Source organism: Stutzerimonas xanthomarina DSM 18231, assembly GCF_900129835.1.
Classification (GTDB): Bacteria; Pseudomonadota; Gammaproteobacteria; order Pseudomonadales; family Pseudomonadaceae; genus Stutzerimonas; species Stutzerimonas xanthomarina.
Window position 1 is genome coordinate 532853 of the sequence record NZ_FQXA01000001.1, and the last position, 22310, is coordinate 555162.

The 22310-nt window shown below is 59.8% G+C and carries 22 protein-coding genes; 7 read left to right on the forward strand and 15 right to left on the reverse strand.

The genetic code is table 11. The annotated features are described in order from the left end of the window. The first annotated feature begins 115 nt into the window (after positions 1-115). From BUE09_RS02405 to BUE09_RS20555, 3 genes are read left to right on the forward strand one after another with little or no spacing between them, the layout of a single operon-like run. Entirely contained in the window at positions 116-2542 is a 2427-nt protein-coding gene (locus BUE09_RS02405; RefSeq protein WP_073299113.1) for a TonB-dependent receptor, read from the forward strand. A gap of 59 nt (positions 2543-2601) precedes the next feature. Then, positions 2602-3726, forward strand: a complete 1125-nt coding sequence (locus BUE09_RS02410) for a PepSY-associated TM helix domain-containing protein (protein ID WP_073299114.1) — start codon at positions 2602-2604, stop codon at positions 3724-3726. After that, the gene (locus BUE09_RS20555) at positions 3723-3929 is read left to right on the forward strand and encodes a hypothetical protein (RefSeq protein WP_073299115.1); all 207 of its coding nucleotides are present in this window, start codon (positions 3723-3725) and stop codon (positions 3927-3929) included. The genes BUE09_RS02410 and BUE09_RS20555 overlap by 4 nt, the downstream gene beginning before the upstream one ends. A 237-nt stretch (positions 3930-4166) precedes the next feature. On the opposite strand, the gene BUE09_RS02420 is transcribed toward BUE09_RS20555, so the two are convergent. The 4 genes from BUE09_RS02420 to rloA2 all read right to left on the reverse strand — a co-directional run bounded on the left by BUE09_RS02420 (position 4167) and on the right by rloA2 (position 8031). Beyond that, on the reverse strand, positions 4167-4688 hold the full coding sequence (locus tag BUE09_RS02420) for a hypothetical protein (RefSeq protein WP_073299116.1): 522 nt from the start codon (positions 4686-4688) through the stop codon (positions 4167-4169). Between the two features lie 93 nt (positions 4689-4781). Next, positions 4782-6551 (reverse strand): sodium:solute symporter family protein, encoded by a 1770-nt coding sequence (locus tag BUE09_RS02425; RefSeq protein WP_073299117.1) that lies wholly within the window; start codon positions 6549-6551, stop codon positions 4782-4784. Between the two features lie 6 nt (positions 6552-6557). Beyond that, the gene (locus BUE09_RS02430) at positions 6558-6821 is read right to left on the reverse strand and encodes a DUF4212 domain-containing protein (protein ID WP_073299118.1); all 264 of its coding nucleotides are present in this window, start codon (positions 6819-6821) and stop codon (positions 6558-6560) included. A 691-nt stretch (positions 6822-7512) separates the two neighbouring features. Next, positions 7513-8031 carry a retropepsin-like aspartic peptidase RloA2 gene (gene rloA2, locus BUE09_RS02435; RefSeq protein WP_073299473.1) on the reverse strand — a complete coding sequence of 173 codons (519 nt, stop codon included), beginning with the start codon at positions 8029-8031 and terminating at the stop codon, positions 7513-7515. A gap of 144 nt (positions 8032-8175) precedes the next feature. Here rloA2 and dbpA point away from each other — a divergent pair, with 144 nt between their 5' ends. Further along, complete coding sequence (gene dbpA, locus BUE09_RS02440) at positions 8176-9555, forward strand: ATP-dependent RNA helicase DbpA (RefSeq protein ID WP_073299119.1); 1380 nt, start codon at positions 8176-8178, stop codon at positions 9553-9555. Between the two features lie 162 nt (positions 9556-9717). Here dbpA and BUE09_RS02445 read toward each other — a convergent pair whose 3' ends face one another. Continuing rightward, positions 9718-11199 (reverse strand): PhoX family protein, encoded by a 1482-nt coding sequence (locus BUE09_RS02445; protein ID WP_073299120.1) that lies wholly within the window; start codon positions 11197-11199, stop codon positions 9718-9720. A gap of 194 nt (positions 11200-11393) precedes the next feature. Here BUE09_RS02445 and yccS point away from each other — a divergent pair, with 194 nt between their 5' ends. Further along, complete coding sequence (gene yccS / locus BUE09_RS02450) at positions 11394-13580, forward strand: YccS family putative transporter (RefSeq protein WP_073299121.1); 2187 nt, start codon at positions 11394-11396, stop codon at positions 13578-13580. A gap of 120 nt (positions 13581-13700) precedes the next feature. Beyond that, the gene (locus BUE09_RS02455) at positions 13701-14876 is read left to right on the forward strand and encodes a BaiN/RdsA family NAD(P)/FAD-dependent oxidoreductase (protein ID WP_073299122.1); all 1176 of its coding nucleotides are present in this window, start codon (positions 13701-13703) and stop codon (positions 14874-14876) included. A 5-nt stretch (positions 14877-14881) separates the two neighbouring features. On the opposite strand, the gene BUE09_RS02460 is transcribed toward BUE09_RS02455, so the two are convergent. From BUE09_RS02460 to BUE09_RS02480, 5 genes are all read right to left on the reverse strand, one after another. Next, positions 14882-15070 (reverse strand): hypothetical protein, encoded by a 189-nt coding sequence (locus tag BUE09_RS02460; RefSeq protein ID WP_073299123.1) that lies wholly within the window; start codon positions 15068-15070, stop codon positions 14882-14884. 76 nt (positions 15071-15146) lie between these two features. Continuing rightward, complete coding sequence (locus tag BUE09_RS02465) at positions 15147-15452, reverse strand: hypothetical protein (RefSeq protein WP_073299124.1); 306 nt, start codon at positions 15450-15452, stop codon at positions 15147-15149. Between the two features lie 293 nt (positions 15453-15745). After that, entirely contained in the window at positions 15746-16219 is a 474-nt protein-coding gene (locus BUE09_RS02470) for a hemerythrin domain-containing protein (protein ID WP_073299125.1), read from the reverse strand. A 110-nt stretch (positions 16220-16329) separates the two neighbouring features. Beyond that, positions 16330-16608, reverse strand: coding sequence for a DUF3509 domain-containing protein (locus BUE09_RS02475; protein WP_073299126.1), 279 nt, complete (start codon positions 16606-16608; stop codon positions 16330-16332). A gap of 201 nt (positions 16609-16809) precedes the next feature. After that, positions 16810-17430 (reverse strand): class I SAM-dependent methyltransferase, encoded by a 621-nt coding sequence (locus BUE09_RS02480; RefSeq protein ID WP_073299127.1) that lies wholly within the window; start codon positions 17428-17430, stop codon positions 16810-16812. A 214-nt stretch (positions 17431-17644) separates the two neighbouring features. Between BUE09_RS02480 and BUE09_RS02485 the strand changes: the two genes are divergently transcribed. Further along, positions 17645-18022 carry a response regulator gene (locus BUE09_RS02485; RefSeq protein WP_073299128.1) on the forward strand — a complete coding sequence of 126 codons (378 nt, stop codon included), beginning with the start codon at positions 17645-17647 and terminating at the stop codon, positions 18020-18022. Positions 18023-18089: 67 nt separating this feature from the next. Here BUE09_RS02485 and fba read toward each other — a convergent pair whose 3' ends face one another. The 5 genes from fba to epd form a co-directional block, all read right to left on the reverse strand. Continuing rightward, on the reverse strand, positions 18090-19154 hold the full coding sequence (fba, locus tag BUE09_RS02490; protein WP_073299129.1) for a class II fructose-bisphosphate aldolase: 1065 nt from the start codon (positions 19152-19154) through the stop codon (positions 18090-18092). A gap of 170 nt (positions 19155-19324) precedes the next feature. Next, positions 19325-19657: an MliC family protein gene (locus tag BUE09_RS02495; protein WP_073299130.1), complete on the reverse strand. Its 333-nt coding sequence runs from the start codon at positions 19655-19657 to the stop codon at positions 19325-19327. Between the two features lie 17 nt (positions 19658-19674). Then, a complete protein-coding gene (locus BUE09_RS02500; RefSeq protein ID WP_073299131.1) occupies positions 19675-19869 on the reverse strand; it encodes a hypothetical protein in 195 nt (64 codons plus the stop codon). A 101-nt stretch (positions 19870-19970) separates the two neighbouring features. Beyond that, positions 19971-21131, reverse strand: a complete 1161-nt coding sequence (locus BUE09_RS02505; protein WP_073299132.1) for a phosphoglycerate kinase — start codon at positions 21129-21131, stop codon at positions 19971-19973. 46 nt (positions 21132-21177) lie between these two features. Further along, positions 21178-22221, reverse strand: a complete 1044-nt coding sequence (gene epd, locus BUE09_RS02510; protein WP_073299133.1) for an erythrose-4-phosphate dehydrogenase — start codon at positions 22219-22221, stop codon at positions 21178-21180. Positions 22222-22310 lie beyond the last annotated feature (89 nt).

The window sequence follows — 22310 nt, forward strand, 5'->3', positions numbered from 1 at the left end:
GCACCGCTGCGGTCCTGCAGACTTCAAGAAAATTTTAGCGGCCCCTATCACTTTTCACTTCTCGTCCGGCCTGATGAATAACTGAGACATATTCCTATTCGGGAGTTATTCACAAATGCCATCGTTTTCACTGCTCCGCCCGAGCCTTCTGGCCGTTGCTATTGCCGTCACGCCGCTGCCACTTCTGGCCCAGACGCCCAACAGCGAATCGGCTATTGGCGAGGTCCGCGAGTACTCCCTGCCTGCCGCGCCTCTGGCCTCGACCTTGAACCGCATCGCCGCCGAAGCAGGACTGGTGCTCAGCATCGACCCGACGTTGACCCACGAGCGCATGGCCGAGCCGGTACAAGGACGCTTCAATGGTCAGGGTGCGTTGCACGAAGCGCTGCGAGGGACCGGGCTTGAGCTGCGCCAGAGCGCAGCGGGTAGCTACAGCGTGCAGCCTGCTGCGTCCAATGCAACGGCGCTGCCGGATGTGACCGTGACGGCAACCGAGGCGCTGGCCAACGGTGACGAAGAAAGCGGCTATCGCGCCAGCGCCGTACGAAACGTCGGCGCCTTGGGAGGAATGGACCTTGAGGATGCGCCCTATTCGGTCACGGTGATTTCCTCGGAGCTGATGAACAACATTCAGGCCACCTCCAGCGATGACATCTTCAAGCTCAGCCCGACTACACAGTTCACCTCCCCGACCAGCGCCGGCTACGCCAGCGCGGTGGCCATCCGCGGCTTCAGCGGCGTCGGCAACCTGAGCATCGCCAATGACGGCCTGCGCTTCAGTAACGGCTACGATGGCGGCAACTTCATCGAGGAAATGGAGCGGCTTGAAATCCTCAGCGGCCTGTCCGGTTTCCTCTATGGTCCGGCCAGCCCCGGCGGACTGGTCAACTACGTGCTCAAGCGCCCCACTACCGAGCGCTACAACAGCGTGACCTATGGCACACCCGGCGGTGAGAACCAGTATCTGCACGGCGACTTCGGCGAACCGATCGACAGCGAAGGTCGCTTCGCCTACCGCGTCAACCTGCTCGCCCAGGATGGTGAAACTGCCATTGACGGCCAGGTCGAACGCCGCCACATGGCCAGCGTCGCGCTGGACTGGAATGTCAGCGACGATCTGCTCATCCAGTTCGATGCCTCGCACAAGCTCAGCGAGACGCGCGGCCTGACCAGCTACTGGTACTTTGAGGACCAGGCGTTTCGACCCGACGCCGATGACCTGAAGAACGACGAGCTTTACAGTCAGCGCTGGGCCTATAACGACAGCCGGCATGACCGCATCGGCAGCCGGTTCCACTGGCACCTGAATGATGTGTTCAGCTTGCGCGGCGCGCTGGGCTACAGCCAATATACCAGCGAGTACGCCTACACCGGGCCGACGGTCGACTCGGCTGGCCTTTACACGCAGCCACTGTATGCCTTCGCCCCGGTAGAGACCGAAGAGACCTCCGGCAACCTGTTCCTTGATGCAGCCTTCGACACCGCCGGCATCGGCCACAAGATGACCCTTGGCTATCAGGGCAACATCGCCCGGGTGCGTTACAACACCGATTACATCCCTTTCCCCGGCCCGCAATACGTGTCGGTCACACCCGCCGTGCCCTTCAGCGAGCAGCCGCAGGCAGCCAAACCAGCCTACGACCTGGGCGATGGTGATTACCATCTATCCAGCCGCACCCAGTCCGACAGTGTGCTGGTCGGCGATGTCATCACATTCAACGAACAGTGGTCGACGATCCTTGGCGTGACCCACTCGCGCATCAAGACCTTTAGCGACAACTTCGTCTGGGTCGAGGCGTTCGGCAGCGCTCCGGCCATCGAGGATTACAGCGAAACCAAAACCTCGCCCAACGTTTCGCTCGTCTACAAACCGGTGGAGTGGCTGACCACTTACGCGACCTACATCGAAGGCCTGCAGACGGGCGGCGTGGCGCCAAGCGGCACCAACAACGCCGGCCAGGCGTTGGCGCCGATCGTCAGCGAACAGTATGAGATTGGCGCGAAAGCCGAGCTCGGCGGTGCCCTGTTTACCGTCGCGCTGTTCGAAATCGACAAACCCAACACCTTCAGAAACGCCGCCAACGTTTTCGTCCAAGACGGCATGCAGAACAACAAGGGTTTGGAATTCACCGTAACCGGCAACATCAGCCCGGCGTTGACACTGGTCGGCGGCGTTACCCTGCTAGATCCGGTCGTCGAAGACTCTGCCGTCGCCGCCAACGAGGGCAACCGTCCGACCGACGTCGCGCGGAGACTGGCCAAACTGTATGGCGAGTACTCAATTTTTGCCGTACCCGGCCTGACGCTCACAGGAGGCGCCTTCTATACCGGCGAGCAATACACCGACGAAGCCAACGACAACACCATTCCCTCGTTCACCACCTTCGACCTGGGCGGTCGCTATCGCGTCGCACTGGCGGATGAACGTGCGCTGACACTACGCGCCAATCTGAGCAACCTGACCGACGAAGAATACTGGCTGAGCAGCCACTACCTTGGCGCGCCTCGCACCATCGAGCTTTCGGCGCAACTGGAGTTCTGACTCAGCGCCAATTCAAGGCCGGCCTCTAGGCCGGCTTTTGTCTTTACAGGATTTACCCGATGCAAAGCAAAACCATCCGCCGCTGGTCCTTCGTCCATACCTGGGCCAGCCTGATTTGCACACTGTTTCTACTGTTGCTGGCGGTCACCGGATTACCGTTGATCTTCCACCACGAATTGGAGCATCTGCTTGGTGACGCTCCGGAGTTGCGCGAGATGGCGCCCGATACGCCGCATCTGGATCTGCAGCAACTGGTGACCGCCGCCGAGCGGCACCGCGAGGGCGAGGTGGTGCAGTATTTTGGCTGGGAAGCGGACGAGCCCAATGGCGTCGTGGCGATTACCGCGGCAACGGCGGGCACCGAACCGAACTCCTCCTATACCTTCATGCTCGATGCCCGCACCGGCGAAGCGGTTGAGATGCCCGCGGCCAACGGCGGCCTGATGATGTTTTTCCTGCGCATGCATGTGGACATGTTTGCGGGGTTGCCCGGCAAACTGTTCCTGGCCTTCATGGGTATTCTATTTGTCGTGGCGATCATTTCCGGCGTCGTGCTTTATGCGCCGTTCATGCGCCGTCTCGAGTTCGCTCAGGTCCGGCATGATCGCTCCAGTCGTACCCGTTGGCTGGACCTGCATAACCTGATCGGTGTAGTCACGCTCAGCTGGGCGCTGGTGGTTGGCATCACCGGTGTCGTCAGTGCCTGCGCAGACCTGCTAATCGAGGCTTGGCGTGCGGAGTCCCTGACAGCGATGCTCGAGCCCTACCGTGACGCGCCACCGCTGACGTCTCGTGCGCCCGCAAGCAGCCTTCTGGAAATTGCCGCTCAGGCGGCGCCCGGTATGCAGCCGGACTTCATTGCTTTTCCAGGCACTCGCTTTTCCAGTGAGCACCACTACTCCGTATTCATGAATGGAAGCAGTCATCTGACTTCGCATCTGCTCACATCCGTGTTGATCGATGCGCAGACGTTGAACGTCACTGCTGTGGGCGAGCGGCCTTGGTATATGGATGCGCTGGGCCTGTCACAACCCCTGCACTTCGGTGACTACGGCGGTCGGCCGATGCAGATCCTCTGGGCCATTCTCGACGTGCTGACGATCATCGTGCTGGGTAGCGGGTTGTATCTGTGGTGGGTTCGTCGTCGAGGAACGCAAACGGCCATGCGCGAGGTGGCCGCATGAGCTGGCGAGAGTCGACCTTCATTCTGCCTACGCTAATTGCCATGCTCGGCTTTGCCGGTCTCTTTGCTGCTTTGCTCGGTGATGGCTGGTGGGATGTGGCAGCCTGGCTTGGCCTCGGTCTACCCGCGCTACTAAGCGCCTGGGCTCTGCCTCGTCGTAGAGACGCGGTTAGCGAAAAACCGAGCCCCCGTGCCGCGCGGTAGCAATGCGGGTTCTGCGGTGAGTAAATCGCTGAAAACAGCGCTCTGCGAGATGGGTTTTAGCTCAGGTGATAGCGTTGCGGTGTCCGCCACGCTTGGTAGTCGCTGCGAATCCCCAGGCTACCTGTTGCGAGCGCACGTCCTGAGCCCGTAGCTTGATTCAGGCCGGTGCGCATCCGTTCAGATGCGCACCGGCAACGCTGTCCACACCTGCAGAGCCGCAACTCCCACTTGTGAGAACTACAGCTTTTCGCCAGCGCAGATGACCCGATAAAGCGGCGCATCAGCATCCAGCACAGTCATTGTCTCGAACTTCGCCTGGCCTGCCTCATTCAACCTGAACAGCGCCTTTTCATCGCAGAGCAACTGATGTGGGCCGCTCGTCACGGTGGACATCAGATGCTGTTTTTTGAATCGGTATAGAACGAAACGGGCAACGCGCCCCTCGCTCGTCTCTTCGACTTGCACATTGGCGCCGTCCAGTACCGTATAGCCCAGCGGCATCGGGAACATCATGGTCCAGGGCCGCCACAACATCTCGCCCTCCTCACTTGCAACGATCACAGAGCCTTCGGGCAACCGCGCTTGCTTGGTTTCAAACCAGGTGTATTCATAGTTGATGGTGTAGGCGAGCATGCCCAGCCCGGCGAATGCCGGGACGATCCACTTCGGCAGTTTCTTGCGAGACAGATTGCGCAGCAACAGCGCGATCCCCGCGCCTGCCAATGCGGCAACGATTGCTGCGATTAGATGCCAGAACATGTACTGCTTCCTTAAAAAAAATCGGGCTTCCAGATGGAAGCCCGATTTGTGCCTCAACCGCGGATCAGATGCAACATCTGACCTTTGGCTACATTAGTGATCAAGCGCAACGCCAGCACCTTTCGGGGTACGAACGCTTTCGACCAGATCCTGAATCGCTTGCGGCGGGGCCTCGGTGGCCATCGACACAGCGTAGGCCACTGCGAAGTTGATGATCGCACCTACTGCACCGAAGGACAGCGGGGAGATGCCCAGCATCCAGTTGTCAGGCGTGTTGGCGAAGGACGCCGTGCCCGGGATGAAGAACCAGCCGAGGTACAGGAAGATGTAGACCAGTGTGGAACACAGACCCACGACCATGCCTGCTACTGCGCCTTTGCTGTTCACCCGCTTGGAGAAGATACCCATCATCAGCGCCGGGAACAGGGACGCAGCGGCAATACCGAACGCCAATGCCACCACCTGTGCCGCGAAGCCAGGCGGGTTAAGACCCAGCCAGGTTGCGAGAACGATCGCGCACGCCATCGAGATACGGGCAGCCATCATCTCGCCCTTCTCGCTGATCTTCGGATTGATGATGTTCTTGATCAAGTCATGACTGATTGCAGAGGAGATCGCCAACAACAGACCCGCAGCAGTCGAGAGCGCAGCTGCAATACCACCCGCAGCGATCAGGCCGATGACCCAAGCTGGCAGGTTGGCAATTTCCGGGTTTGCCAGAACGATGATGTCGTTGTTAACGGTCAGCTCACTGCCATTCCAGCCACGCTCAGCAGCGGTCGGAGCGAAGTCAGCGTTAGCATCGTTGTACAGCTGAATACGACCATCGCTGTTTTTGTCAGCCCAAGAGATCAGGCCAGTCTCTTCCCAGGTTTTCATCCATTCCGGACGCTCTTCGAAGCGAATTGCTTCGGCCTGCGGACCTTCCGGATAAATAGTGTCAAGCAGGTTCAGGCGGGCCATTGCACCGACGGCTGGAGCAGTCAAATACAGCAGCGCGATGAACACCAGCGTCCAGCCAGCTGACCAGCGAGCGTCAGCAACCTTCGGTACGGTGAAGAAGCGAATGATAACGTGGGGTAGACCAGCAGTACCGATCATCAGGGACAGGGTGAACAGAACCATGTTCAGCTTGTTGTCGACGTCAGCAGTGTAGTCCTGGAAGCCCAGGTCATTTACTACGGCATCCAGCTTCTCCAGCAGGGGCATACCGGACTCGACGTGAGTACCGAACAGGCCGAACGCAGGAATCGGATTACCGGTCAGCTGCATGGCAATGAACACGGCAGGGATGGTGTAGGCGATGATCAGTACGACGTACTGAGCAACCTGCGTGTAGGTGATGCCCTTCATGCCGCCAAATACGGCGTAGCAGAACACGACACCTGCAGCGATCCAGATACCGGCGCTGTTGCTTACTTCCAGGAAGCGCGAGAACGCTACACCGGCACCGGACATCTGTCCGATTACGTAAGGTACGCAGATGAGAATCAGGCAAACAACAGCGACCAGGCGCGCGCCACGGCTGTAGAAGCGATCGCCGATAAAGTCAGGCACGGTGAACTTGCCGAACTTACGCAGGTACGGTGCCAGCAGCATGGCCAGCAGAACGTAGCCACCCGTCCAACCCATCAGATAGGTTGATGTGGCATAACCGCCGGAAGCGATGATACCCGCCATGGAAATGAAAGACGCCGCAGACATCCAGTCCGCCGCGGTCGCCATACCGTTTGTGACGGGATGAACGCCACCACCGGCGACATAGAACTCTTTAGTCGATCCAGCACGGGCCCAATATGCGATACCGAAGTACAACGCAAAGGATGCGCCCACAAACAACATGTTGATCCAAAATTGACTCATGCTGGCTTACTCCTCAACACCAAATTTCTGGTCCAGTTTGTTCATCCTCCACGCATAGAAGAAGATGATAACTAGAAACGTCAGAATGGATCCTTGTTGAGCAAACCAGAACCCCAAGTCCGACCCCCCAACCGCAATGCCGGAGAGCATTGGACGCAGGACTATGGCGAAGCCATATGAGACTAGAGCCCAAACTATCAAGCTCCATGTTATGAGGCGAACATTCGCCTTCCAGTACGCATCAGCATTTGTTCTATCGGCGTCGGCCATGACGTTCTCCGTCTTATTTTTATTACGGGTGAAGGGAACTACATCGTGAATCTACCAAGGATGTGTTACAGAAAGATAGCCCCGACTTTAGTCTGACTGCCGCTAACGTCACATGCCGACTGAGCCTATACAAAGCTGCAAGACCGCTGCATGGCAGGCCTTACTAAGGATCTGTATTCGTTGTAGACAGCGATGCGGAAGTGCGCCTGACTGTCCGCTCTTTCGCCCCATGGAGGCGTCGCTGCTTGGCTCCTGACGCCCGATGCCAGAGCGGATCCTGCCAACCCCTTTTTGACTTGTCGGTCACGAACAACCCGGAGTACAAGAATGTGAGCTGCTGCGCTGGGACAACAGGTATTAGTTTCAAACTATCACCGCACGATCAAGTTAACTTTGGCGCATATAAATCACAGCTACTCGATGTGCGAGGATCAATAAACACTACCAACAACAGACATATCTAATTTCGACTGTTATAGCCCGACGCGTCGTTACTTAATCTCATGTTTAACAGCTCTAACTATCAACGCCATCTCTCGGCAGACTTGCTATAAGAGCACTTGAACGAGACATGACAGGAGAAAGGGGTTGAGCGGCGCCAATACGATCCCGACAACCCTTTGCCGCACGGCGTGACGGTGAGTGCGCTAGGAACTCACCTCACCCCAGCGCCGTTCGCGACCGGAGCCCCTCAACAGGTAGGTCGCCCTGCCGTGTACTTCTGCGCTGGGTCGATGGCGGCCTCAAGGTCGCGGATCGCCGTGGCGCCAATCAGCAAGGGGTAGCGGAAATGGCTGCGGTCGGTGAGGTTGACCTCCGCTTCGTGCAACCGATCACCGATGCACAGCTGCATTTCCACCACTGGCCGCTCAGCGACATCGGGGCCACGCTCGAGATCGGTGTCATCGTCGGGATCAGCCTCCTCTGCACGCGTCTTGATCTCAGCGATACGCGCCAGCGGGCGTTCATAGAAGGTGTCTCCAGCGCCTTCGACAGCCAGGCGGAATCGCACCCAGTCCTCACCATCGCGTTCGAACCGCTCGATGTCACGCGCTGACAGAGAGGCAGTCATCGCGCCGGTGTCCATCTTGGCTTTGAGGGTCTTGCCGAGGTCTTCGATCTTGATCTGCTCATAGCGGCCGAACAAGGTTGGCTCAGCAGCTACGGCGGGAAGGGTTAACGCGCTTAACAGCAACAACAAACGGGACAAAGCGGCCTCCTGAATCAGTATTGACATCAGTGGGACCGGCCGTCGCCACGATCCGTTCCGCCCGACTTAGCGGGCCACGGGCGTCACGCGTGAGAGTTGGTCGCCTGTTAGACTGCGCCTCACTTTTTCCAGCAGATCATTACCGTGCCCAGTTCAGCCTTCGCCACACTGCCCCTCAGCCCCGCAACGCTGGCCAACCTCGACGCGCTCGGCTATGCCGAAATGACGCCTATTCAGGCGCAAAGCTTGCCGGTCATGCTTAAAGGTATGGATCTTATCGCGCAGGCGAAGACCGGCAGCGGCAAGACCGCCGCCTTCGGTATTGCGCTGCTGGAGCCGATCAACCCACGTTACTTTGGCTGTCAGTCGCTGGTGCTGTGCCCGACCCGTGAGCTGGCCGATCAGGTTGCCAAGGAACTGCGCCGACTGGCGCGCTCGGCAGACAACATCAAGATCCTGACGCTGTGCGGTGGCGTGTCCATCGGCCCGCAGATCGGTTCGCTGGAACACGGCGCGCATGTGATCGTCGGCACGCCCGGGCGCGTTCAGGAGCATTTGAAAAAGGGCTCACTGAAACTCGACGGCCTGAACAAGCTGATCCTCGACGAAGCCGACCGCATGCTCGACATGGGCTTCTACGATGCGATTGCCGAGATCATCGAGCAGACCCCGACTAAGCGCCAGACCCTGCTGTTCTCGGCGACCTACCCCGCCGGCATCAAGCAACTCGCATCGACCTTCATGCGCGATCCGCAACAGGTAAAAGTCGAAGCCCTGCATGATGACACCCAGATCGAGCAGCGCTTCTACGAGATCGATCCGGAAGCGCGCATGCAGGCGGTTATTCGTGTTCTCGCCAGCTTCCGACCCGAGACCTGCGTGGCCTTCTGCTTTACCAAACAGCAATGCCACGAATTGGTCGACGCCCTCACCGAAAAAGGGATCTCTGCCATGGCGCTGAACGGCGACCTGGAGCAGCGTGACCGCGACCAGGTGCTGGCCATGTTCGCCAACCGCAGCCTGTCGGTGCTGGTCGCGACCGATGTCGCGGCCCGCGGACTGGATATCGACGCGCTGGACATGGTGATTAACGTCGAGCTGGCACGCGATTCCGAAATTCATATTCACCGGGTTGGGCGTACCGGTCGCGCCGGCAAGAAAGGCATCGCCATCAGCCTCGTCGCCCCGGCTGAAGGCCATCGCGCCCAGGCCATCGAGGACCGGCAGAAAGCGCCGCTCAATTGGCAGCCCCTGAGCGATCTGAAAGTGCAGCCAGGCGAACCGCTGCAACCGCCGATGGTGACGCTGTGCATCGGCGCAGGCCGCAAGGACAAACTGCGCCCCGGCGACATCCTCGGTGCGCTGACAGGCGATGCGGGGATTCCCGGCAAGCAGGTGGGCAAGATCGCGATCTTCGATTTTCAGGCGTTTGTTGCTGTCGAGCGCGACGTGGCCAAGCAGGCCCTGAATCGCCTCAACTCCGGAAAGATCAAAGGCCGCTCGCTGAAGGTCCGCACGCTCTAGTCGAAGCGGGAGAAAACGAGCCTGACGCGTCCTCGCGTACAGGCTCGTGGCGGGACGGATTGCCCGTCCCGATCAATGCCGACTCACTTGTTACATAGATGCGAGCGGCAATGCTGGCAATCCGAGCAAGCTCCCTTCGCTCGGCTCACCTATCAAAGCGGATTACAGCGAACCGCGAGCCCAAGGACCCCAGATGGCAAAGGTAATGCCGGGGGTCTGGATGTTGACGAACAGGAAGTGTCCGGTCGGATCGAAGCAGGCACCGCAGAACTCACGGCTGCGGTAGTCGCCACCGGATACGTTCTTGCCGGCCGCAGCGGCCTGGACGTCATCGAACACCACGTTGTTCTTGGCGAAGATATACGCCTCCCCGGCCGTGGTCAGGCCCAACAAGCGTTCACCGAAACCATAGGTATCCTGCACACCACCGCCGTCTTCGCAGAGCAGCACACCGCCACGCGGGCTGACGGTGATGTTGTCCGGGTTGTTGGCGATTTCGGCGTCGGTGGAAGCGAAGATGCAGGTCAAGCGGTCATTGGCCAGGTCATGCGCCCAAACTGCACCATTACCGTAACCGGCACGCCCTTGGCTATCGGTCCCGGCACTGGTGTCGACGATGTAGAGCTTGCCCTCGCTGTACCAGATGCCTTCGCCACGGCTCATGCTCAAACCACCGGCACGACGCGCCTGCGCGAACGGCCCACTGCCCTCGGGCTGCGGCTCCAGGTTTGGATTCGGCACCTCGACCCATTCCAACTGATAGCTGTCGCCTTGTTTCGGTGCCAGCAAATCGGCCGATGCAAGGTTGCGAACCCGCGCGGCTTGCAGGATGCCGCCAACGGCCAGCGAGCCTGGCTGCTGACTGGCATCGGTGGGAATGTAACGGTAGTAACCGGCGCGGTTGCGGGCGTCTTCGGTCAGGTAGACGTAACTGTTGCGCGGATCGACCGCAACCGCCTCATGGGCAAAGCGTCCCATCTGGATGATGGGCTCGCCCGTCGTCAGGGCTGGATCGGCAGTGACTTCGAATACGTAGCCGTGGGCGCGACCACCTACGCTGCTGTAATCTGCCGTGGTTTCTTCGCAGGACAACCAGGTGCCCCAAGGGGTGACACCACCGGCACAGTTGGTACGGGTTCCGCCGAGGCTCGGCAAGGTGCGCACCGGCTGCATGATGTCGCGGGAGACGTAGAGGTTGGTGGTGCCGCCAGCCGGACGCTGGCCATTGGACAGGGTCACATCGTCGTAAACGCCGGTGGCGTCGATCAGCGGACCGGTACTGGCTTCATGGTTACGCACCAGCACGATTTCCGGGCCATGCTGGCCGCGACGCACCTCGATGACGCCCATGCCGTCATGCGACGTGGGTACAGGCTGACCGTTTTCCATCAGGTCACCCGTCCATGAAAAGCTCTTGTATTGAAATCCATCGGGCAGCTGGAGCAATTCCAGACCGGTGCTCAGGTCCTTGGTCGGACGCAGCGGGCCGTAGCTGCTACGAACCAGGCCGGCACCGCGACCTCGTGCGTTACGTGCAGCGAAGGCTTCCAGCGTGCCGAGAAACGGCGTGCTGGCGACGACGGCGGCAGTGATCGCGCCACCTTTGAGCAGGCTGCGGCGGCTGGCATCGTGTTCACGGTTCATGCGGTGTCCTCTTTTATAGGAATGGGAGGGGGCGGCATGAATGAAGCCTGACGAATGCGGCTAAACGATGACCGTGCGGTTTCGTTCCGGTGATGCGAGACGGATGGACGGTATAAGCTTTGCTTCGATTGCCGTGACGTCAGCGCACGACCGACGTCCAACCTTCTTCTCGCAGCCAGGTCCGACTCATTTATATGCGCTCACCCTTGCTCAGCCATTCCCTGCGCCAGCTCTGGGCGCTGGACAAGTTCGGCTACAGCTTCCGCGTACTGATCGCGCTCGCCGGCAGCATGGGGTTGAGCTGGTACGTCGCCCAGCCCACGATGGCGATTCCCTTGTTCCTCGGCGTCATTGCCAGCGCCTTGGCAGAAACCGACGACAGCTGGCTAGGGCGCTTATCGGCGCTGCTGGTCACGCTGTTGTGCTTCAGCATCGCCGCGGCTTCAGTGCAGTTGTTGTTCCCCTATCCGCTGTTATTCGCGCTCGGCATGGCCGCCTCAGCGTTCAGTCTGGTGATGCTCGGCGCGCTGGGCGAGCGCTACGCGACCATCGCCCAGGCGACCCTGATTCTCTCGATCTACAGCATGATCGCAGCCGACCAGCGAGGCAGCGAGGCGCTGCATCCCTGGCGCGACCCGCTGCTGCTATTGGCCGGCGCGACCTGGTACGGCTTGCTTTCGGTGCTCTGGAACGCACTGTTCGCGCACCAGCCCGTACAGCAGAGCCTGGCCCGCCTGTACCGTGAGCTGGGGCAGTACTACAAGCTCAAGGCCGCCCTCTTCGAGCCGGTGCGCCAGCTGGATGTCGAAGAACGTCGCCTGCAACTGGCACAGCAGAATGGTCGGGTGGTGAGCGCACTGAATGCCACCAAGGAAACCCTTCTGCATCGCCTGGGCAATGGTCGGCCTGGAGTGAAGATCAGCCACTACCTCAAGCTCTATTTCCTTGCACAGGACCTGCATGAGCGCGTCAGCTCCTCGCACTACCCTTACCAGGAGCTGGCCGAGGCGTTCTTCCACAGTGATGTGCTGTTTCGTTGCGGCAGGCTGCTGCGTTTGCAAGGCGTCGCGTGCGCGGATCTGGCAAACGCCGTCCAGCTGCGCCAGCCGTTTCGCTACAGCGAAGCCAATGCTCAAGCGCTGGGAGACTTGGAGTCATCACTCGAGCACCTGCGAATGCAGAGCAACCCGGCGTGGCGCGGGCTGTTGCGTTCATTGCGCGCGCTTTCCGGCAATCTGTCGACAATGCAGCGCCAACTGTCCACGGCAACCAACCCTGACGCGCTTGAAGGCGAGCAGGACAGCAGCCTGCTGGATCGACAGCCGCAGTCATTGCGTGATGCGCTCAACCGTATCCGCTTGCAGCTGACACCGACCTCACTGCTGTTTCGCCACGCCTTGCGCATGAGCCTGGCGCTGCTTTGCGGCTATGCCGTGCTTCACACGATTCACCCCGAACAGGGCTACTGGGTATTGCTGACCACCGTATTCGTCTGCCAACCCAACTACGGCGCCACGCGGATCAAGCTGGTCCAGCGCGTAACGGGTACAGCGCTTGGCCTGGCGGTTGGCTGGGCACTGTTCGATCTGTTTCCGAGCCAGCAGATACAGGCACTGTTCGCGGTGATCGCCGGCGTCGTGTTCTTCGCCACTCGCAGCAGCCGCTACACCCTGGCGACCGCCGCGATCACACTGCTGGTGCTGTTCTGTTTCAATCAGGTGGGTGACGGTTACGGGCTGTTCTGGCCGCGCTTGGTCGATACGCTGCTGGGCAGCTTGATTGCGGCGGTCGCCGTATTCTTTGTGTTGCCGGACTGGCAGGGCCGACGCCTGAATCAGGTCGTGGCCAATACACTGGCGCGTAGCGCCGACTATCTACGGCAAATCATGACCCAGTACGAAAGCGGCAAGCGCGATGATCTGGCCTATCGACTGGCACGGCGCAACGCGCACAACGCCGACGCGGCACTTTCAACCACCTTGTCGAACATGCTTCTGGAGCCTGGGCACTTTCGCAAGGACGCCGAAACCGGCTTTCGCTTCCTGATCCTTTCACACACGCTGCTCAACTATTTGTCAGGCCTGGGTGCGCACCGCGAGAGCCTGCCGGTCGATGCCCGTGACGACATGCTGGAAAGCGCCGCACAGCAACTGGCGAGCAGCCTCGACGAGCTGGCCAACGGACTGCAACACAACCAACCGGTCGCTGTTTACAGCGAGGCCGAAGAAGCGCTGGCGCAACAGCTGGAGCAGACCTCGGAGGACATCGATGACAGTCACCGACTGCTACAGACCCAACTGGGCCTGATCTGCCGTCAGCTGGCGCCATTACGCAGCATGGCCGCGCATCTGATCAAACAACAGCGGCAGGCGCAGCGATAACAAAGCACAAAGTGAGCCGAGAGCGGGGACGTCTCGTCGGATGCTCTCAACCCTGGCTGCAGCGGTGCGGCGGCAAGAGTACCATCTCGCCTTTTCAGCTTGAGGTGCGCGGTGGTGCGAATGGACGTGGTGGTAATCGGCGCGGGTGCTGCCGGGCTGATGTGCGCATTCTCAGCGGCGGCGCGGGGCCGTCAGGTGCTGCTGCTGGACCACGCCAACAAGGCCGGCAAGAAGATCCTCATGTCGGGCGGTGGCCGCTGCAACTTCACTAATCTCTACACCGAACCGGCCAATTTCCTTTCCGGCAACCCGCATTTCTGCAAATCCGCGCTCGCCCGCTATACCCAGTGGGACTTCATCGAGATGGTCAGCCGTCACGGCGTGCCCTATCACGAGAAAAAACTGGGCCAGTTGTTCTGCGATAACAAGGCAAGCGACATCCTCGGCATGCTGTTAGAGGAGTGTGAGCAGGCCGGCGTCGACCTGCGCCTCGAGACGGCCGTACAAAACATCGACAAGACGGACGATGGCTACCAGCTACAGACCGGTGCGGGACCGGTAGCCTGTAAGTCACTGGTTATCGCTACAGGCGGCTTGTCGATTCCGACACTCGGCGCGAGCGGATTCGGTTATCAAGTGGCGCGGCAGTTCGGCCATAGCGTGCTGCCGACCCGTGCAGGTTTGGTGCCCTTCACCATCACCGAGCCGCAATTGAAATCGATGTGCGAGGCCTTGTCTGGCACCTCAGTTGAGGATTGCCTGGTCAGCTGCAACGGCCAGAGCTTCCGCGAAAACATTCTGTTCACTCATCGCGGCCTGTCCGGCCCGGCGATCTTGCAGGCGTCCTCTTATTGGGAGCCGGGCGACGCCATCGAAATCAACCTGTTGCCACAGTTGAATCTGAGCGAGTGGCTGGACGAACAGCGTCAGGAACGCGCCAATACCGAACTGAGGACCCTGCTCGGCGAGCTGTTTACGCGCAAAATGGCAGGGCTGCTGGCGGAACACTGGTTCGTCTCTAAACCCTTGAAGCAGTATTCAGCCAACGAGCTGACCATGATCGCTGAGCGATTGGCTAGCTGGCGCCTGGTGCCGGCTGGCACCGAAGGCTATCGCACCGCCGAAGTGACACTCGGCGGCGTCGATACGAGAGAGGTGTCATCCAAGACGATGGAATCACAGAAGTCGCCTGGGCTGTATTTCGTCGGCGAGGTACTGGACGTCACCGGTCACCTCGGCGGCTTCAACTTCCAATGGGCCTGGGCCTCGGGCTACGCCGCGGCGCAGTTCGTCTAGCCCGATTACTGATTGGTCATGTTGGACGGCGGCGAGACTTCACGCGGACCAGCCGGGTCGGTTGCGGTGTTCTGGTATTCCTGCTGGTTTCGTTCGTTGTTGCGCAGCGCTGAAGGTTCTTCGTCTGGCGAGCAGCCGACCAATGTCAGTGCCAGTGGAAGTGCCGCTGTCATGGCGATCAGTCTGGATGTCATCTCAGTCTCCTGCCGTGCGGTACGTTACGCCAATGCATGGCGAAGACCGGCACGTGCATCTGGTTAGTTCCGGGATTTACTGAGCGGCGCCTGACGCACCGCGTGTGGTGTTGGGCGCGGTACCGGCGCCGGATGCTGTCCCCAGCCCGCTGCCGTTGTCCGCTGGCGCTGTGTCCATGTTGCCCTCTGCACCGGTAGCCAACGGTGCACCCGCTTCGGGACCGGCACCCTCTTCGTCGTTGGAGGGTGGTGCGCCCGTGAAAGGTGCCTCAGGCTTTTCGATTTCAGGCTCGGGTGTCGCCACCTCCCGATCAGCTTCGTCCGGTCCACAACCCACCAGAACCAGACCGATGATAGGGGCGCATAAATAGGCCAATCGCATCAATACCTCCAAGCGTCTATCCCGCAAGTAGCCTGCGGGGGAGAGTCAATCCTTATGAAAACTGACCCTATAGGCAGCCTGGAGTGCCACGCCCCGATGCCTGGGCCGCCCGGCGGTTCCGAGTGACCGCGTGCGTATACATTGACCAACGACGGGCAGCCAAGCGCACCAGGCACTAGCACCATCGAATCTGGCAGTAAAAGCTAATGCAGATCAGCGGCGCGCGGAGCGCAGCTCCTGCTGCTTTGGGTCGATCTGACTACACCGGGGCATTTCGCCCCGGCACCGTTCGATCAGGCGGCCTGTTTGGAAGCGAATTCCTTTTTCAAGCGGCTCTTCAGTGCTTCCATCTGCTGCCCCATCTCCTTCAGCTTGTCTTCGCTGAACAGCTCACGCGCTGCGGGAAACATCTCGGATTCTTCTTCCTCGATGTGGTGTTCGAGCAATTCCTTGCAGACCTTTGCACGCCCGGAGAATTCAAGCGTCGAGGGGTCAGTCGCTTTGAGGTCTGGCAATACCAGCGAATCGACCGTGCGATGCTCTTCCTTGGCCTCGTGATACATTGACTTTTCCTCCTTGCCGCCTGCTTCCTTGAAAGCTGGATAGAGAATCTGCTCTTCCAGCTGGGTATGGATGGATACTTCCATTTCAAGCTTTTGCAGCAGTTCGGTACGGGTTTTGACTGCACGCTCAGTGGTATCGGTGAGGCGCGTCAGGATGTCTTTGACTTTCTCGTGATCGTCGATCAACAGGTCGATGGCGTTCATGGGGATTCCTCTATCAGGTTTGCGCTGCATTAGGGCTCTTCGGCCGGATCGTCAGCACGGGGGCGCGTCTGAAACGGCAGATCTGCAGCGGTGCAGACCTGCCGCTTGATTCAGGCGTAGTCGTAGGTGGGCAGTCCAGTGCGGCTCTGGCTCTGCAACCGGGCGATGGCCGGCGACATTCCCGCTTCCAGCGCCAGGTCACGGCGGACCGAACTGATGACCCACTCAAGCTGGATGTTCGTCTGGGTCTGTCCTTTGGACAGAGCCCGTTTGATGACGTCCCGATCATCGTTACGAAGCGTTAGCAGGAGCCCGCCATCCGGCCGGGGCGCGGTGACGACTTCGAACTCGGGAAACGCGGCAGAGAGAACTTTTTCAGCGGCAATCATTATTGTGTACTCCGGTTATGTTCCAGCGTACCTAGCTAGAGCATCGATCATGCCAACCGAGCAACCATAAAAATCCGCATCATTTCAGCGACTTGCGTCACATAATAGCGTTTTGTACGCATGCAAAACGCATGACGGTTACGCTTACGGCATGCATTCTGCGTTGCTGACGAACAAAAAACGAAGTTCGCTGTCGAGCGCTCAAGCCTTGCGCCAGACGCTTGCAAGCCACGGCTGTTGCTCGCGCGGCAGCCCTGACGGGCGATAGTAATGCTCCAGTTCGATGAACCCGACTGACTGCAGCAAGCGTTGCCACGTCGGCCAGTCATACCAGCTGCCGTAGCGTGCGCCGCTCCAACCTTCCTGATTATCGCCACGTGGATTGGAGCAAAACAGGACGCCGGACGAACGCAGTGCCTCGCGCAGCTTCGACAAGACGCTGGCAATTTCGCCACTGGGCAGATGAAACAGCACGGCATTGGCAAAAATACCGTCGAACGAATCGGCGGGAAGATCCAGTTCGAGCAAGTTTTGATGCAGCACGTCACAACCCGTTTCGGCACGTGCCATTGTCACGAACGGTTCTGCGCCATCAAGGCCGACCGCAATATGCCCACGCGCAGTAAAGGCTTTGAGATCCCGCCCTGGCCCACAGCCGAGATCGAGAATACGCAGCGGCGCCTTGCCCTCGATGTGCCGCAGTAAAGCATCGATGTTCTGGCTGACGTCGTGATCTCGAGTCCCATCGCGAAAGGCCTCGGCGTTGGCGCGATAGTCGTCCAGCGTCAGTTCCGAAATAGCGCGATGATTTTCGTCAGGCATGAGGGAACTCCAGCGATGAAAAGGCGAGCCTAACTACTCGTCTGTCGGTTGCCAATGCATGGGGCATCGCGAAAAGCTCGCTAAATCGCGGCAAACGGTTGACGAGCAGCTGCACATCGCTGAACTTGCGCAGCGGCACTCGCTCCAACGCTGATCCGCGTGAATTAATACCCCTACCGCACTATGTTTATGAAACACATCGAGAATCGCTCCGATGAGCCAAGCACATAAGAAAGTCGTTCTACTCGTCGAAGACGAACCTCACATCCTTTCCCTGCTGTCTGATTACCTCGCTGACGAAGGCTATAAGGTGCTGGAGGCGGCAGATGCGCCGCGAGCCTTTAAGATCCTGGCGACAAAGCCGCAACTCGATCTGCTGGTGACTGATTTTCGTCTTCCTGGGGGCGTATCCGGCGTAAAGATCGCCGAGCCCGCATTAAAGCTGCGCCCCGACCTCAAGGTGATCTTCATTAGCGGCTACCCGATCGAGATCCACGAATCTGGCAGCGAAATCGCGCACTCCGCGCCGATTCTGGCCAAGCCATTCTCGTTGGACTCCTTGCGCAGCCGGATTCAGCAGCTGCTCGCCTGACCGCAGGAGCTGCGCGACCAAACGCAACAAGCCCGCACTAGGCGGGCTTGTTATTCAACGCAGCGACTCAGTTGACCTTGGGGTCCAGCTCGCCGCGCGCGTAACGCTCGAACATCCCTTCCAGGGAGATCGGCTTGATCTTAGATGCATTGCCGGCGGTACCGAAGGCTTCATAACGCGCGATGCAGATGTCGCGCATGGCGGTCACGGTCTTCGCCAGGTATTTGCGCGGGTCAAATTCGGCTGGGTTCTTCGCCATGAACTCGCGAATCGCACCGGTGGACGCCAGACGCAGGTCGGTGTCGATGTTCACCTTGCGTACGCCGTACTTGATGCCTTCGACGATCTCCTCGACCGGCACGCCGTAGGTTTCCTTGATGTCACCACCGTACTCGTTGATGATTTTCAGCCACTCCTGCGGGACGGAGGAGGAGCCGTGCATCACCAGGTGGGTATCGGGAATGCGCTGGTGGATTTCCTTGATGCGCTGGATCGACAGCGTGTCACCGGTTGGCGGCTTGGTGAACTTGTAGGCGCCGTGGCTGGTGCCGATGGCAATGGCCAGGGCGTCGACCTTGGTCTTGGCGACGAAGTCAGCGGCTTCTTCCGGATCGGTCAGCAGTTGGCTGTGATCCAGGGTGCCTTCTGCACCGACGCCGTCTTCTTCACCGGCCATACCGGTTTCCAGCGAACCCAGGCAGCCCAGCTCACCCTCTACCGACACGCCACAAGCGTGGGCGAAAGCGACGGTCTGCTGAGTGACGCGGACGTTGTATTCGTAATCGGACGGCGTCTTGCCGTCTTCACGCAGCGAGCCATCCATCATGACCGAGCTGAAGCCCAGCTGGATCGAGCGCTGGCAGATGTCCGGGCTGGTGCCGTGATCCTGGTGCATAACCACCGGGATATGCGGGAATTCTTCCACCGCGGCAAGGATCAGGTGGCGCAGAAACGGCGCGCCGGCATATTTGCGAGCACCGGCCGAAGCCTGGACGATCACCGGGGAGTCGGTCTTGTCGGCCGCTTCCATGATGGCTCGCATCTGCTCGAGGTTGTTTACGTTGAAGGCCGGCACGCCGTAGCCGAATTCGGCGGCGTGGTCGAGCATCTGGCGCATGCTGATGAGTGCCATGTTTTCCTTTCTCCCGGTTAGGGTCGATTAATCGTGTAAAGCCTGCCGCAGGGGCTGACGGTGTTCAAGCACCGCGCGGTATGGCGCGGCATTGTAGTGGTGGACGGCTCAAAAGCCATCAGACCCGGTAAAAACGCCTTAAAACAGAGGATTCGCCCGCTTTTTTTGGATCAGATATTGATCAGCGACGCGCTGCAACCATGGGCGAGCAGCTTGTCATCAGCCAGCCGATAAACCAGCGCGCCAGTCCCCTTGTCGTGGAAGGCAACAACACCATCGCTATAGAAAGCACCACGGGTCACCGGTTCCTTGCGCAACCTGTGAACCTGCTGGCTGTCGCCAATTTTCAGCTCCACCATCTGGTGGCTTTCATCAGCATAGCGCCACGCGATGTTTTGCTCGCTCTGGCACTTCCAAACTACAAAGGGTGCATCCGGTCCGGATTGCCAGTGCCCGCACCCGCCGAGCAGTAATGCAGCCATCGGAATGAGCAGACCTTTCATGGGTCCTCCTTGCTGGCTCAGGAACAATCCTGCACATCCGCGGCGGTGCCTGCAGTTGGGTCGCCCGTGCTCTGCATTTCGATGCGTTGATCGTTTTGCGCAGTCGGGCTCTGTACCGGTGGTGGGTCGATTACTTCGCAGAGCGAGTCCGGCGAACCTCCGGCACAACCGGCCAGGCCAATGCAGCAAACAGCTATTGCGGCGTAACGCATGGTGAGTCTCCATTCCTCGTCTGGACAGAACAGAGACAGCAACCAGTCGCAGGGGTTGCTTCTGCCGTTACGTTTGTAGCGACAAAAGGCCATTAGCGGTTTTAGTTCGCGCGCTGCTCCAGCACTTCAACAGCTGGCAGAACCTTACCTTCGACGAACTCGAGGAAAGCGCCGCCGCCCGTGGAGATATAGGAGATCTGCTCAGCGACACCGTACTTGTCGATCGCTGCCAAGGTGTCACCGCCACCGGCGATGGAAAACGCCGGGCTTTCAGCGATGGCCTGGGCCAGCACCTTGGTGCCGTTGCCGAACTGATCGAATTCGAACACGCCGACCGGACCATTCCAGAGGATGGTCTTCGACGACTTCAGCAGCTCGGCAAAGTTGGCTGCGGTCTGCGGGCCGATGTCCAGAATCATGTCGTCCTCGGCGACGTCGGCGACCGCCTTGACGGTGGCTTCGGCATCTTCTGCAAAGGCCTTCGCGACCACCACATCGACCGGCAGCGGCACGCTGACCTTGGCCGCGATGGCTTTAGCCGTGTCGACCAGATCGGCTTCATACAGCGACTTACCGACCGGGAAACCAGCAGCCGCGAGGAAAGTATTGGCGATGCCGCCACCGACGATCAGCTGGTTGCAGACCTGGCTCAGGCTGTTGAGCACGTCCAGCTTGGTCGACACCTTGGAGCCGGCGACGATGGCGGCCATTGGCTGGGCCGGGCTTTTCAGCGCCTTGCCCAGCGCATCCAGCTCTTCGGCGAGCAGCGGGCCGGCACAGGCGACCTTGGCGAATTTAGCCACGCCATGGGTAGAACCCTGGGCACGATGGGCGGTACCGAAGGCATCCATGACGAAGACGTCGCACAGCGCCGCGTACTTCTGCGCCAGCTCGTCAGTGTTCTTCTTTTCACCGGTGTTGAAGCGAACGTTCTCCAGCAGTACCAGCTCGCCGGGCTGCACCTGCACGCCTTCGAGATAATCCTTGATCAGCGGGACTTCGCGGTTTAGCGCCTTGCTCAGGTAGTCGGCAACCGGCTTCAAGCTGTCTTCCTCGCTGTAGACACCCTCTTCCGGGCGACCCAGGTGCGAGCAAACCAGCACGGCAGCGCCTTTCTCCAGCGCCAGCTTGATGGTCGGCAGCGAGGCCAGGATGCGTGCATCGCTTTTCACCGCGCCGTCCTTCACCGGCACGTTGAGATCCTCGCGGATCAGCACGCGCTTACCCTGGAGGTCGAGGTCGGTCATCTTCAAAACGGTCATGTGATCTTCCTTAAGTTCAAGAACGGCGATTGTGAACGGCGGCCCGCTAGGCGCGGTGGGCAACACGCAGGTAGTGATCGGCCACGTCGAGCATACGATTGGCGAAACCCCATTCATTGTCGAACCAGGCCAGCAGATTCACCAATCGAGGTCCGGACGCGCGCGTCAGGCTGCCATCGACGATTGCCGAATGCGGGTCGTGGTTGAAATCACAACTGGCATGGGGCAGCTCGGTGTACGCAAGCAGGCCATGTAGCGGCCCGGACTCCGCGGCTTCGCGCAGGATCCGGTTGATCGTCTGAGCATCGGTATCGCGGGACATCTGCAAGGTGATATCCAGGCAGGACACGTTCACCGTGGGCACCCGCACCGCTTTGGCCTGAATCCGCCCCGAGAGTTCCGGCAACAGTCGCTCAATGCCTTTCGCAAGCCCGGTGGACACCGGAATCACGGATTGAAACGCAGAGCGGGTGCGGCGCAGATCGTCATGGTGATAAGCGTCAATGACCGGCTGATCGTTCATTGCCGAATGGATGGTGGTGATCGAAACGTAGTCGAGCCCTATCGCATCATTGAGCAGCTTGAGCAGCGGCACACCACAGTTGGTGGTACAGGATGCGTTGGACACCAGCCGCTCCGCTCCACTCAAACGCTCGTGATTGATGCCCATGACCACCGTGGCGTCGACGTCCGCCGCACCGCTCATGGGCTGAGAGAACAGCACGCGCGGTGCTCCGGCGTTGATGAATCGCTGGGCTTCGCTGCGGGTGTTATAGGCACCGGAGCATTCCAGCACCAGATCCACACCTAGCGCTCGCCAATCGACCGCTTCCGGCGTCGAGTGGCGCAACACCTTCACGCAATGACCGTTGATATGCAGGCAGTCGCCTTCCACTTTCACCTCTCCGGGGAAGCGGCCGTGCGTGGAGTCGAAGCGAGTGAGGTATTCGAGACTCGCCATATCGGCGAGGTCATTGAGGGCGACAATTTCGAAATCGAACGCGGCATCGCGCTCGTAAAATGCACGCAGCACGCAGCGGCCGATACGGCCGTAGCCGTTGAGCGCGATGCGATAGGGACGATTGGACATATAGCTTCCGCTGTCTCGTAGGCGCGAGAGAGACGCCTGGTTCTTGCTCGCGAGCGCGTCATGGACGCCTCGCGAGTAAGCCCGCCCCT